8 protein-coding genes are annotated in these 13,939 nt (G+C 40.0%); 6 read left to right on the plus strand and 2 right to left on the minus strand.

What is annotated here, in order from left to right; translation table 11 throughout:
- Positions 1-88: 88 nt before the first annotated feature.
- The 5 genes from prfC (at position 89) to FLL45_RS20115 (ending at position 5,341) form a co-directional block, all read left to right on the plus strand.
- Positions 89-1,663: a peptide chain release factor 3 gene (gene prfC, locus FLL45_RS20095; protein WP_142943858.1), complete on the plus strand. Its 1,575-nt coding sequence runs from the start codon at positions 89-91 to the stop codon at positions 1,661-1,663.
- A 166-nt stretch (positions 1,664-1,829) separates the two neighbouring features.
- On the plus strand, positions 1,830-2,609 hold the full coding sequence (locus tag FLL45_RS20100; RefSeq protein ID WP_142943859.1) for a TatD family hydrolase: 780 nt from the start codon (positions 1,830-1,832) through the stop codon (positions 2,607-2,609).
- A 147-nt stretch (positions 2,610-2,756) separates the two neighbouring features.
- Positions 2,757-4,526, plus strand: a complete 1,770-nt coding sequence (tfpB, locus tag FLL45_RS20105) for a type IV pilus assembly ATPase TfpB (protein ID WP_142943860.1) — start codon at positions 2,757-2,759, stop codon at positions 4,524-4,526.
- A gap of 103 nt (positions 4,527-4,629) precedes the next feature.
- A complete protein-coding gene (locus FLL45_RS20110; protein WP_142943861.1) occupies positions 4,630-4,869 on the plus strand; it encodes an HP1242/YdcH family protein in 240 nt (79 codons plus the stop codon).
- 121 nt (positions 4,870-4,990) lie between these two features.
- Positions 4,991-5,341, plus strand: coding sequence for a DUF2200 domain-containing protein (locus FLL45_RS20115; protein ID WP_142943862.1), 351 nt, complete (start codon positions 4,991-4,993; stop codon positions 5,339-5,341).
- A gap of 286 nt (positions 5,342-5,627) precedes the next feature.
- Here FLL45_RS20115 and FLL45_RS20120 read toward each other — a convergent pair whose 3' ends face one another.
- Positions 5,628-9,722 carry a hybrid sensor histidine kinase/response regulator transcription factor gene (locus FLL45_RS20120; RefSeq protein ID WP_185964565.1) on the minus strand — a complete coding sequence of 1,365 codons (4,095 nt, stop codon included), beginning with the start codon at positions 9,720-9,722 and terminating at the stop codon, positions 5,628-5,630.
- Positions 9,723-10,367: 645 nt separating this feature from the next.
- Positions 10,368-11,342, minus strand: coding sequence for a transposase (locus tag FLL45_RS20125; protein WP_142943864.1), 975 nt, complete (start codon positions 11,340-11,342; stop codon positions 10,368-10,370).
- Between the two features lie 391 nt (positions 11,343-11,733).
- On the opposite strand from FLL45_RS20125, the gene FLL45_RS20130 reads away from it, so the two are divergent.
- On the plus strand, positions 11,734-13,767 hold the full coding sequence (locus FLL45_RS20130; RefSeq protein ID WP_142943865.1) for a DUF1631 family protein: 2,034 nt from the start codon (positions 11,734-11,736) through the stop codon (positions 13,765-13,767).
- Positions 13,768-13,939 lie beyond the last annotated feature (172 nt).

Genomic DNA, 13,939 nt, shown 5'->3' on the forward strand with positions numbered 1-13,939 from the left:
GCTAACAGCCCGCGGTAAAACTGGAAAAAAAGCTGCATTTCAAGGATAATCGCGGCTCATTTTTTAAGCTTTTTCTTTCCAGGATTATATAGTGACAACCGAGTCGAGTCTTAGACGTACTTTTGCAATCATCTCTCACCCTGATGCGGGTAAAACGACTATTACTGAAAAACTGCTATTACTCGGTCGTAAAATCCAAGAAGCTGGAACCGTAAAAGGTAAAAAGTCAGGTAAACATGCAACTTCGGACTGGATGGAGATGGAAAAGCAGAGAGGGATATCCGTGACGACCTCGGTGATGCAGTTTCCCTATAACGATCGCGTAGTAAACCTTTTAGATACACCCGGACATGAGGATTTCTCTGAGGATACCTACCGAACTCTCACAGCCGTTGATTCCGCATTAATGGTAATAGACAGTAGTAAAGGGGTAGAGGAACGGACGATTAAACTGATGGAAGTTTGTCGCCTGCGTGATACCCCTATTATCACTTTTATGAACAAACTTGATAGGGATATTAAAGACCCGATTGAGTTAATGGATGAAGTCGAAGACGTCTTAAAGATCAAATGCGCACCTGTGACCTGGCCAATCGGAATGGGCAAACAGTTTAAAGGTGTTTACCATATTCTTGAAAACAAAATCTATTTTTATTCAACGGGACAAGGCCATACGATTCAAGATATTGATGTGGTAGAAGGCCTCGATAACCCTGAATTAGATCAACGAATCGGTTCGTTAGCCCAAGATCTTCGTGATGAGCTTGAATTAGTTTTGGGAGCAAGTCATGAGTTCGAATTGGATGCCTTCCTAAAAGGAGAGCTCACTCCAGTATTTTTTGGAACCGCGCTTGGAAATTTTGGGGTTACACAAATGCTGGATAGTTTTGTTGAATGGGCACCTTCACCATTACCAAGACAAACAGACAGTCGTGAAGTTGATGCTTCTGAAGATAAGTTCTCAGGATTTATTTTTAAAATCCAGGCGAATATGGATCCTGCACATCGAGACCGAATTGCTTTTATGAGAATTGTTTCTGGTAAGTATGCCAAAGGCATGAAAATGAAACACGTCCGGCTAAATCGAGATATTCAAGTGTCAAATGCTGTGACCTTTTTGGCAGGTGATCGAGCAAACCTTGACGATGCATACGCGGGAGATATTATCGGACTCCACAACCACGGAACTATTCAAATTGGAGATACTTTTACTGAGGGAGAAGCAATCAAGTTTGCAGGGATCCCAAATTTCGCGCCTGAGTTATTCCGTCGAGTTCGTTTAAAAGATCCACTTAAAAATAAGGCTTTATTGAAAGGGTTGATACAACTTTCAGAAGAGGGAGCAACTCAAGTATTTAGACCTTTTAATTCAAATGAATTGATCTTAGGTGCAGTAGGTATACTACAATTTGATGTAGTGGCTCATCGTTTAAAAGAAGAATATAAAGTGAACTGTATATTTGAGCCCGTGTCTGTTAACACTGCTCGTTGGATTGAATGTGAAGATGAGAAAATGTTAGAGCAGTTTAAAAATAAAGCCGGCGAAAACTTAGCTTTAGATGGTGGGGACAATTTATCCTATCTTGCGCCAACTCGAGTAAACTTGAATTTGATGCAAGAGCGTTGGCCAGACATCTCGTTTAAAGAAACCCGTGAACACTAAATGAGTGACTAATTATTAACCTGTTTAAAGATAATCTAACTCATTAATACTTTTTAATATTTTTAATGAATACAAAATCAATTTTCTATTGCTAATTTATAGGTGCAGCATTAAAGTAACCCGTTGCTAAGGATTATTTCATTATGAGATTAAAAATGGGGCGTTTATGATCAGTTCTCATCGACTGTTCGATTCTCATTGCCATATCGACTTTCCTGAATTCGAAAGCAAGCTGGATACCTTTCTTGCTAAAGCTGAGAGTGCGGGAATCGAAGGAATTTTAATCCCCGGAGTCAAACGGGAGGGGTGGCGGCGAATTCGTCAGATCACCGCTCGCTCTGCAATTTGTCATACAGCGCTTGGGTTACATCCAATGTTTCTTGAAGAACATGAAGAAAAACATCTTCACGATCTAGAAATGGCGCTCTCTGTTGGACCCATTTCGGCCATTGGCGAGATTGGCTTGGATTTTTATGAAGCGGACTCAAATCGGAGCGAGCAATTAAAGTATTTTAGAGCCCAAATAGCGTTAGCCAAAGATGCAAAACTCCCTTTAGTCCTTCATGTCCGAAAAGCGCATGACGAAGTTCTTTCTGAGTTACGTAAAATAAACTTCGCCGAAGGCGGAATTGTGCACGCTTACAGTGGAAGTGAAAATCAAGCCGAACGATATATTGATTTGGGGTTCAAATTAGGGTTTGGCGGTGCTATGACCTTTACCCGAGCACTCAAGATAAGGCGATTGGCGGCGAGTTTGCCATTGGAATCAATTGTTTTAGAGACAGATGCGCCAGATATGCCCCCGGCAACTTGTAAAGCACCCTTTAATACACCATTGCATTTGTTTGATAATTTTACCTGTCTGGTTGAATTGAGAGAAGAATCAGCGAGTGAAATTGCCAAGCAAACGACTGAAAATGTCTATTCAGTACTTAACATTGACTAGACAAGCGATTTAGTGGGCTCTTTAGCACTTCACTGAATTATTGTCTGAACCCAGTTCGCATTTAACATGCGTTACTTCTTTTCTTATTTGCTATTTAAGATCAATGCGTTAGACTCTTAAACTAGAGTATGGACGTGAAGATTAACGATGCAAACAACGGCGAGCCCAAAAACCGATTTGGTGAATGTTTTAAGCCAGCTTGAAAAAGCTTCAATGCTGACTGCAGAACAAGCTAAGAAAGCGCTGGCAACATTGCGCCAAAAGAAAAAGCCCGGACATCCCGTTAACCTCATTGCGTCGCTGAAACTTAAAAACCGCTCCAATCCAAGCCAAATACTCAATTCCGAGATTTTAAGTGAATGGTTTGCTGATCAGCATCAGCTGCCATATGTCCGTCTTGATCCATTAAAAATCGACGTAGACTCGGTCACTGCAGTGATGTCAAAAGCATTTGCAAAACGCCACAATATTCTAGCCTGTGCAGTATCGAAGAACGAAGTCACTATTGCCGTTGTTGATCCAACTGAAACAGCCTGGGAAGCAGGTCTCACGCATATTTTAAGGAAGCCTATCAAGCGAGTCTTTGCCAATCCTGAGACCGTCAACCGGCTACAAGAAGAGTTTTATACGCTGAGTATATCGATGAAAGGAGCGTCGGGTGAAAGCTTGCAAAAAATTGGTGTCGGTAACTTAGAGCAACTTCTTGAAATTGGTAAAGTAGGGGATGTTGATGCCAATGATCAGCACGTTGTACAAATTGTTGATTGGTTATTGCAATATGCTTTCTCAGAAAGGGCGAGTGACATTCATATCGAACCGAGAAGAGAAAAAGCCAATATTAGGCTTCGAATCGATGGCGTTTTGCACAAAGTATATGAAATGCCCGCAAATATTGCCGCTGCGGTAGTCGCCCGATTTAAAATACTAGGTCGAATGGATGTTGCCGAGAGACGCAAGCCGCTCGACGGTCGAATTAAAACGAAAACGCCCAATGGATTGGAAATTGAATTACGTCTTTCAACTTTACCCACTGCGTTTGGTGAAAAGTTGGTTGCACGTATTTTTGATCCCACCGTTTTGTTACGAGATTTCTCTGAGTTGGGTCTAGATAAAAATACTGAGGCGAGTTGGCTAAAAATGACGACTCAGCCCACCGGAATAGTTCTATTAACGGGGCCTACAGGTTCAGGTAAAACGACGACGCTTTACACAACTTTAAAACTCCTTGCTAAACCTGAAGTCAATGTTTGTACAATTGAAGATCCAATCGAAATGGTTGAGCCGGCTTTTAACCAAATGCAGGTACATCACGATATCGACGTAGATTTTGCCAGCGGTGTTCGTGCCTTACTGCGTCAAGATCCGGATATTATAATGATTGGTGAAATCCGTGATAAGGAAACCGCTGAAATGGCGATCCAAGCCTCATTGACCGGTCATTTAGTGATTTCGACTTTACATACCAATGATGCCGCCTCAGCGATTACACGTCTGCAGGATATTGGTGTACCTGCGTACTTGGTCAATGCCACCTTACTCGGTGTTATGGCACAGCGGTTGGTGAGGACGTTGTGTAAACATTGTAAAAAGGCGGTTGCGCCTGATGAAATAGCATGGAAGGAACTTACTATTGGGTTTGATTTGCCGACACCAAAGTTGATGTTTGAGCCAAACGGGTGTGATGAGTGCCGTCAATCAGGGTATTCAGGCCGGGTTGGCGTTTATGAGTTGTTGGAGCTTGATAGTGAGCTAAAGTCTCTGGTCACTAAACAAAATGAAGTCGCTCCTATCCGCGAGAAAGCGCTCGAAAAAGGTATGAGTTTGTTACGCATAAGTGGGGCGCGTAAAGTCGCAGAAGGAAAAACCACTATCGCCGAAGTAATGCGCGTTGCGTCACCAGCGATGGAAGAATTATAAAGCCAATTCAGTTTCAGCAACGTATCTTTCTATTGCTGTAGATCAAGTTGTTAAAATCAAAATCCCCTAAACTGAGTTTGAACTTAATTAAAGGGGATCTATTATGATTATCGAGCGTCACAGTCTCGCCAAAGAACTACCAGAATTTAAAGAACAAATTCATAACCTTAAGATAAGTAATGCACATTTCGCCAAGCTTTTTGATGAGTATCACAATATCGACCACGAAGTTATTCGAATTGAAGAAGGTATTGAGAACACTAGTGATGAATATTTAGAGGGTTTAAAGAAGCAACGCCTAGATTTAAAAGATAAGTTGTTTGATATGTTGAAAGCAGCCTAGTTTTTCTTGCTTAAGTAAGCACAAAAGCCTCTCGGAATTGAGAGGCTTTTTTTTAGCTTTAAACTCACCCCAAAAGATGTATTATGCTCTAATTCACACTGATTTTTGGAGAATATGCTCAATGTCAAATCAACGCGTTTTCGATATGATTTTTGCCAAAGTTTATCCAATGTATGTTCAAAAGGCTGAAAAGAAAGGGCGCACTAAAGCGGAAGTGGACCAATGTATTTACTGGTTAACAGGCTATGATAAAAAAGGATTAGAAAAACAATTAAGTTCTGAGGCCAGTTTTGAGATGTTTTTTGCACAAGCGCCAAAAATAAATCCAAATGTTAGTCTCATTAAAGGTGTCGTTTGCGGTGTGCGAGTCGAGGAAATAGATAATCCACTGATGCAGAAGATAAGGTACTTAGATAAGTTAATCGATGAACTAGCAAGAGGCAAATCGATGGAAAAAATTTTGCGTTGCTGAGCCAGACTGACGTCTTGCCGAAACCGTTTTTGCAAAATAAGCGTGCTAAATCGGACAGTCACTAATCTGCAATACTAGTTTCCTCTTAATGAGTGCCATTTTGTTCTACAAAATGTGCCCCGACGAATGCCGCTTGTCGATAGATATTCAATGAAAATTTGAAACGCCAGTATGACATCTTGAGTAGAAAACCAATGCCTGTGCAAAAAGCTTGAACAAGCACGGTTTATCCAGTTGAAAAACTAACAACTTACTAAAATACTCCCGGTCTCTCTATTCGACAAAATCAGACCGGCACGCTAGGGTCTCGTGCTTGAATGCTAGCTTTAGCATACTCTGAAGGTGAAATACCAAATTGCGCTTTAAAGCACCGAGCGAAGTAGCTCTGCGAGCTAAAACCGACATCAAAGGTTGCCTCTTTAACACTAGTACCTGCAGCAAGCAGCTCGCGACTCCTTTCCAATCGATAACGACGAAGATAGTCTGTGGGTGTCATGTCCACTACACTTTTGAGTTTTCTAAAGAACTGTCGCTCGCTCATTGCGAAGTCATTAGCAATGGTAGTTACCGATGTTGAGGCTTCGGAATAGTGTTTTTCTAGGATCGAATTTAATTGATTAATAAACTTCTCCTGCAACTTGTTGATTGGGTTTCTATCCTCTGGTGCTGGACTAAGCGATAATTCTGTTTCTTTTTTGGAAACCGCTCGTGTTTTTTTCTGAAAAGCTAATTCAGAATAGCGCTTCTTAAGAATATTTCTGATCCCAAGTAGATTGCTCATTCTTATAGTTAATTCTTCAACATCAAAAGGCTTAGTCAGATACTCATCGGCTTTTTCATACCACCCTTTAAGACGGCTTTCTTTATCGTCTCTTGCGGTTAATAGTATTACGGGGATATGGCTGGTAACTGGGTTTTGTCGAAGTTCATGGGTTAACTGATAACCATCTTTGTGAGGCATCATTATATCGCTGATGATCAGATCAGGAATTTCAGTCAGGGCTGTTTCGATACCTTCTTGACCATTGGATGCCGTAACCACCTTGTAATCTTTTCTAATTCGTGCCGTAATATAACTGCGCATATCCTGATTGTCTTCAACAACCAAAACGCTTGGTTTATCGCTGACGGAATCGGTTTGATTATCATTTATTGGTTCTTGTGAGTCTGAGAATTGATTGGTGATCCCCATGAGTTCCATGGCGATAATCTCCTGATTATCAGAAAGTTTCACTTGATCACTATCTACTTCGTCAACGATCGGAAGTAGCACCTTGACTGTTGTTCCTTTGCCTTCCTTGCTCTGGATGGAAATTTTACCTCCGTGGGACTCAACGAGGTCTTTAACTAGCGCAAGGCCAATACCGGCGCCGGTAACTTGTTCACTTTTTTCATTTAGGACACGACTGTATCGCTCAAATATGTATTCTAATTTATCTTCCGGAATACCCACGCCTGTATCACTGATTTCGATTAACAACTGGTTAGCCTGAGTGCGTTCAGAATGAATTTTTATCTTGCCACCCGCAGGCGTATATTTAATAGCATTTGAAAGGAGGTTAGCGACAATTTTTTCTAATGCATCATGGGTGAATTTAAAATTAATCGCTTCAATGTGACCCACTTGTAACTCGATACTTTTTTCCTTCGCAAAATCAACAAACGCACCGGCAAGTTGTTTAATGATACTACCGATAGCTTGAGGTGATTGCTGAGTAATTGCCCGAACTCTAAAAGTTTCAAGATTCAATAATTGGTCAACCATTCTCAATAAACGATAGCTATTGCGCTCGATAATATTCAGTTGCTCAATGTCTTTTGTATCTTTATTGGTCTTAAGCAATTGTGCTAGTGGCCCTAGAATCAAAGTGAGCGGCGTCCTAAATTCATGCGATAGATTAGCGAACTCTTCATTTTTACGTTGTAGTAATTGCTCTACTTTTTCTTTTTCGCTCGCTAACTCAGCGGTTCTGTGTTCAACTGATTTTTCAAGTTCAAATGCACGGTGGACAAGAGCGCGCGTTCGAATACTCAATAATAAGTAGATAGATAAAACAAAGACAAAACTATAGATAAAATAAGCAAGTTTAGTTTTCCAAAATGGTGGAGATATCGTTAGTTTGAGTGATTTTATATCTTCTCTCCAATTACCACTTTTGTCGGTGGATTTAACTTCGAGTTGATACTCTCCATCTGGAATATTTGTATAAGTAGCAATCCGGTTAGTATGATCCGTATAAATCCAATCCTCATCCCATCCCGAAAGTCTGTACGCATATTTAATTTTTTTTGGGGTCAAAGAGTTCAGCACGGCGAATTCAAATGAGAATAATGTCTCCTTATAGGTTAGATTAATTTCGCTACTTTTATGTACGGATTGTTGTAATACGAAGCTGGTATTCTCAATTGGCTTGTTTACAGCAACTAGTTTGTTAAATAGTTTAAATTCAGTGAAATTAAGTGATTCTTGAGCATCTTTGGCTCTAATATTTGCCGGAGAAAATCTCTGAACTCCCTTGTAGTTGCCAAGAGCAATTTCTCCAGATTTGGAGATTGATGATGCCATGTTAAAGTCATTACTCAGTAAGCCATCTTTAGTATAAAAGTTTTCAAAGGTATTAGTAACTGGATCAAGTTTAGATAATCCATATTGAGTTCCAGCCCAGATATTTTCATCGTTGTCCTTTACAACGCTGTAAACGGTATTATCAGTGAGTCCTTCAGTCTTGCGATAACGCTCGAAAAACCCTGTATCGACAGTAAACTTGTTAACACCACCGCCCATAGTGCCAATCCATATATGACCTTGTCGATCTTCGGTAATTGATACTGCGACATTGTAGCTTAAACTTTTCGGATCTTTGGGATCGTGGACGTAGGTTTTATGACTGTTGGAATTGAAATCGATTACGGTAATTCCTTTTAAATGGCCAACCCATAGAGTATTCGAGCTACTTAGGTATAGTGAAGTTATCGTTGAAGTTATACCGTATCGATCATAGACTTTTATGAACTCATTTGTATTACGGTTGAATTTGACTAAAGATTCTCGTGTCGCGCCAACCCATACGTCGCCATTGTTGTCTTCAATCATGGTGATTATAACTCGAGGGCTTTTGGCGAAGCGTTTAAAATTATTTTGAACTGGATCGTATTGATGCATGCCTTTGCCTTGAGTACCCACCAAAATAGTACCGTCATTGGTCTGGAGCATGCTTGTAACTCGATTGTTTCCTAAAGAATATTTATCCTTAGGGTCGTGTTTAAAAGTTGATTCGATTTGACCATCCTGATTGTATTTAACTAAGCCAACGTCATAAAATGCAACCCAAAGCGCTCCATCTTTATCGAACATTGTTTCAGTAACTGGCTTATCGACAAATTCTTTCCGTATCGGATTTTCCGCATTCTCTCTAATATAAGATGCAAAAGGTCGATAAGAATAAAAGTAATTGAGACCAGAAAATGAGGCAACCCAAATACGACCTTGTTGATCGAAATATATGTCAGATATTTTATTACTTTTTAGGCTATTGTGATCACTTTTATCATGCTTGAATAGCAGACAATCTTGAGCTTTTAGTTGCAGTAGGCACAGGCCGTTACTATCAGTACCTAACCAAATATTCCCCTCATCATCTTGAGTAATACTTGTAATATCTAGCGTAATGTTTTCTGAGGATTCATTTGGCTTTGATAAAAAGAGATTAAAGTTATCAGTCTGCTCATCGTAAAGATAAAGACCTCTATCAGTGCCAGCCCAAATTAAATTATCTTTGCTTTCAAATAAAGCGTTAATACCAAGGTCAATTGAATTGTTTAGTTGTTCGCCTGTTAGGTAATGTTTAAAACCATCAACGTCGGGATTATACTGATTGATCCCATTCGATGTGCCAATCCATGTTCTACCAGTGTGGTCAACAATGATAGAACTAACTGTTCTATCACTAATACTGTGAGGGTTTTCCGAATCGAAGACATATCTAGCTACTTTGCTTGTTTGTAGATTGATCTTATAAAGAGCACTAAGTATTCCAACCCAGAGTTCTCCATTTTGATTTCCTGCGATACTTTTTACGACAAATTGGTTACCCTCGATTGTGTCGGAATTACTGAATAAAAATGGACTAAATTGATTGGTTTTCGGATCAAACTTATTCAATCCTTGTTGAGTGCCTACCCAGATAATACCCTCATTATCCTGCCACAATGCCGTAATGTAATCACTTGATATGGTGTTCAATTTGTCCGGTTCTTTGAGAAAATGTTTGAATTTATATCCGTCATAGCGATTGAGGCCAGCTCCAGTTCCAAACCACATAAAGCCCTCTTTATCTTGCATGATTACTCGATAACCTGATGGGAAATTATTGGAGGACATTCCGTTTTCCATGGTCAGTTCAGAAAACTCTATTGATTTAGCAAAAATAGAATTAATGGATAAAATGAACGATAAAGTAAAAAAGGTGCAGACTTGTTTTTTTAAGGTATTAATGGCTAAATCCTTCCAAATTTGGGCAATTGGACACTGGTCACTGGCAATAGGCCAGGCGATAAACCGCGCGTAATTGTATTAACACTCTTCGCTCTCTTCAAGGGATATAATAATTAAAGAGATGCTACTATCGAGCAGATAGCTCACAAAAGTTTGAGACCATAGGGCCTGAAAAGTCTTCAATTTAACTCAATAGGAATGTTGTAGGTGAACAAAGCCAAGATTGAGGGGTGAAACTTTAAATGGTGGAATGCTGGCACCGATTGGACTTCAGGTACTGAAATCGTGCGGTTTCATAACAGGACAGGCACAATAGGCTTGGACAGACACAATAGGCTTAATGCCCGCAAATTTTTGTGTTGTTAACGTATCTACTACCCGTATTCAGATAATCGAATGGTTGTCATCATGATGTTGCTGAATATCAGTCTTTGACTAGTCTAAAAGTGAAAAACTGGCCGCCACTTTCTCTTCTAGTGTCAGAATTTCATCGATATTAGCGCATGAGTTATTTAGGTGGTTGCGAGATATTTAGGTGGTTGTGAGATACAAAGCTCGAATGTTCGATATCCCTTTAAGCCATTTAAGTTTGAGCCTTTCAGCGTATGCGCGAATCAGGTCAAGTGGCCCAACAGCTCGATAGAAATTACGCTCGTAGTGATTCACTTGATTAAGCCAGCTCGCTTGGTTGATATTCAGTTGTTGCAAAATCGGCAACAACCGAGAGGGGAGATGGGCTTTATTGGGATGGATGATTGTCTTACCGGTCCACTCAACCAGCTCGATATAATCCTTTAGCGGTATGACCATGGTTCTCTCGCGAACTTTGCCGGCGAGTGATTCGAGTGCTTTGTTTAATTGTGCTTCGCTTATCGCGTTTAACCGAGACTGGATACTGGTATAGTCCGAGGTTTCAAGGCTATCCGTTAAACCTGCCCGAACCGGATTGAGGTCGACATAAGCCATACAGGTCAATGCAGCGGCCTCATCGAGTAACGCTTGCGAGGTGAATCGAGACTCCCAAAAATGTCCTTTCACACAGTCTTCTTGATTACTTCGTTTAGCAATCGGCTCATTAATGCATCGCATTAGCCATGATATTGACCCGAGACGGTGTCGATATTCTGCCAATAGCGCTTTATCATCGGCAATTGCCTGTAATCTGAGCGCTCGTTGATGTTTAAGTTGAGGATTATTGAGTTTACCGGGAAAGAGTCGTAGCCAGCGATCAGCAACCTCTAAATCGGTCCATTGGCATGGTCCAAGTGGATTTGAATAGACTACTAGGTGATAGTGATTATGCATAACGGCATAGCTATAGACTTCGATGGCGAAAATCTCGGCGAGTTGCACGATTCGTTGTTCAATCCATGCTCGGCGGTGCTCAAAGGAAATCCCTGTTGCTTCATCTACTCCACATAAGAAAGCACGGCGAACACAGCGTGACATCAAGTGGTAATACCCCGCATTTTCCGAGTCAATCTGTTCACTACGTTTAATAGCCATACTCACTACCTTGTTGAATTGAAACAGATTATGAAGGGGATGTAATCGGAAAAACAGACGAGTTAAACGCAAAACGATATAGGAGATTGTCAGAGGATGGCGTGAGTGATTGTCGATATTGTGACTGTCAGTAATTAAATCTTTGACAGACTGTGAATAATCACTAATTTTCGTTTTGATAAAGCGCTAAAATACACGCCGGAATGAATAGGCTGGCGACTTTTGTTGTATTAGCAATATCCGGTGCCCGTTAATTTTGCTACACCGGAGCGACACATCGAGAAAGTTTCCAGGCAATTGCTTAAGAACCTGGCAAGCCCATTGTCCTATTCACAGTAGTTAATTGGTTGTTAGAAGCTTGTCTAAAATAAGCTTTGAAGTCTTGCTTATTATGATTAATAAGATAAAAAGTGTTGATAAAAAACAGTTTATTCACCAGTTGTTTAGTGCCGTATCGATTATTGATAATGGCGGTTCGCATTCAAGCGTTTGTGACGTCGCAACGAAGACTTCTATTGACGAATTAGTTGAGACGTTGATTCAACAGCAGTTTCTAAATACTGAAAATGACCCAATATTTCCATCGATCTCGATACTGCTCAAGCAGGAGTTGTTAGAAAGAAAGCTCGTGCTGTCTGAGGCATTTTTTGAATTGGTCAAATTTATTGATAGTTTATTCAGCAACCTGTTAACTGATGAACACCTGAAGAAGCCAATAAAGAATCTAATTAGCCAAATTAGAGTGCCATTCTTTAAACTAGTAGTGAGCGATCATAGCCTATTATCTGATTCATCCCATCCAAGTAGGGTATTGTTAAATGATATGGTCGAAGTTGGTTTTCTGTGGACTACACGTGATCCAAAAACTCATACGATTAAAGAGCAAATTGAGACAGTTGTTCGACAGATAATCACAGCAAGCAAAACTCAAAGAATTACCACTGTTTTCGATGATGCCCAAGCTCAGTTTAAACATTTTTCTAGCGGCTTAATCAAACGTGTAGAAATATTTGAAAAAAGATTGCGAGAAACTGAAGAAGGGCATGCTAAAGCAGAATTAACTAAATCCTATGCTAAAGAACTCTTAAACAAAGTCGCAGGTAAAAAGAATATTCCTTTTTTTGTGCTTAATATTTTCAATAAAGCATGGGAAAGGGTGATTTTTCTTGAGTTGCTGAAAGAAAATAAACAGCACGAAAACGAAGCCTTTCGTACTGCTAAGCAGCTACTGGTTAGTCTACAACCTATTTCTAATGAGCAAGAGCTAAAAAACCATCAGTCGCTTCGCCCCCAATTAATCGATCAACTAAAGCGAGGGCTTTTAAAAGCAGCATATCCCTATAAAGATTCGGACAAGTTTTTTGAGCAACTTAATGTTCACTATGAAGCGATTATTGCTGAATATAAACGCACTGAAGAAAAGAGAGCTTCGCAAGACATCATTCGATTAAAACCGATTGGCGCCTCCGGAAGTGTATCCAATAATTCGTTTAAACATCAAGCTGTACATTCATCGAATGATGATGAAAGTTTAGAGCAATGGATTGATAGAGTTTTTGAAGCTCTACCGATTGAGTCTCCAAAGCTCGCAGGACTGAATGATGTCGCGACTAAAACAAAGACTAGTACTAGCTTAGAGACTTTATCGAATTTGCAGTTGTCACCATGGTTTGAATTAATGACTGAAGCACAGACAATTAGAGTAAAATTTTCAAGTTATATTCAACAAATCGATAAGTATATCTTTGTCGATGGCGCGGGTACTAAAAAGGCTGAGTTTAGTAGTAGTGAATTGAATAAACTTTTTAATGAAAACCAACTTGTAGCAATCGATTCGTCTCCGGCTTTTGACCGGGCCTATCGACTAGTAACTGAATCGTGGGTTACATCATTTTTAAAGGCAGAGCGGGTCAAACTTGAAGCAGAACAGAGACTAGCAAAAGAACAAGAAGCGCAGCGTAAAAAGGCGCTAGAATTTGCTAAAGTGAAGCAAAAGTTAGCGCAGGCTGAACTAAAAGTCAAAGAGGCGAAAGAGAGTAGAGATAGAGTTGTGATCTCAGATAAAAATAAAGTTGATTCGCAGGCTAATAAGACTTTAATAAAAGCTGATATGCTGACAGAACAAGAATACAACGATATCGTTGGCAATCTATCCAATTTGGCCATCGGAACTAGGGTTGAGATTGAAATAAGTGGTCAATTCAAATTGTGCCAACTTGCCGCGAAAATCGGCGCGACAGGAAAATATATTTTTACTGATCGAACGGGTAATAAAGTTCTGCAATGTGTGGAGAAGGAACTCGTTGAAATGTTCCGAGTCGGTCGGCTTGGTTTTAAACAAAAAAGTGATATTTTTGTCGAAGGTTTAACGACAGTTATTACCAGTATAAGAAGTTTAAAATCAGATAGAAGGATCGGCGTTTAGCTTGCAATTTATGTTGTTAGCCTATGGTATTCTCCTCTCGCTAGAGTAGACAAGCCGATCGAGTTTAGGTCTAGTTGATTCTACTATTTTTTATTGTCTGTTGTCTGTTGTCTGTCTTCTGTCTTTTACGTTTGCCCTTTCATTATAAACTCGGTGCCTACCGTATCAAAAA

The sequence above is a fragment of the Aliikangiella marina genome (assembly GCF_007004765.1).
In the GTDB taxonomy this organism is placed as follows: domain Bacteria; phylum Pseudomonadota; class Gammaproteobacteria; order Enterobacterales; family Kangiellaceae; genus Aliikangiella; species Aliikangiella marina.

Bases quoted from the DNA above. Each gene is read 5' to 3' on its own strand.
- tfpB (WP_142943860.1), top strand. From the start codon at position 2,757: ATGCAAACAACGGCGAGCCCAAAAACCGATTTGGTGAATGTTTTAAGC.
- FLL45_RS20125 (WP_142943864.1), bottom strand. From the start codon at position 11,342: ATGGCTATTAAACGTAGTGAACAGATTGACTCGGAAAATGCGGGGTAT.
- FLL45_RS20130 (WP_142943865.1), top strand. From the start codon at position 11,734: ATGATTAATAAGATAAAAAGTGTTGATAAAAAACAGTTTATTCACCAG.
- FLL45_RS20120 (WP_185964565.1), bottom strand. From the start codon at position 9,722: ATGTCCTCCAATAATTTCCCATCAGGTTATCGAGTAATCATGCAAGAT.
- FLL45_RS20110 (WP_142943861.1), top strand. From the start codon at position 4,630: ATGATTATCGAGCGTCACAGTCTCGCCAAAGAACTACCAGAATTTAAA.
- FLL45_RS20115 (WP_142943862.1), top strand. From the start codon at position 4,991: ATGTCAAATCAACGCGTTTTCGATATGATTTTTGCCAAAGTTTATCCA.
- FLL45_RS20100 (WP_142943859.1), top strand. From the start codon at position 1,830: ATGATCAGTTCTCATCGACTGTTCGATTCTCATTGCCATATCGACTTT.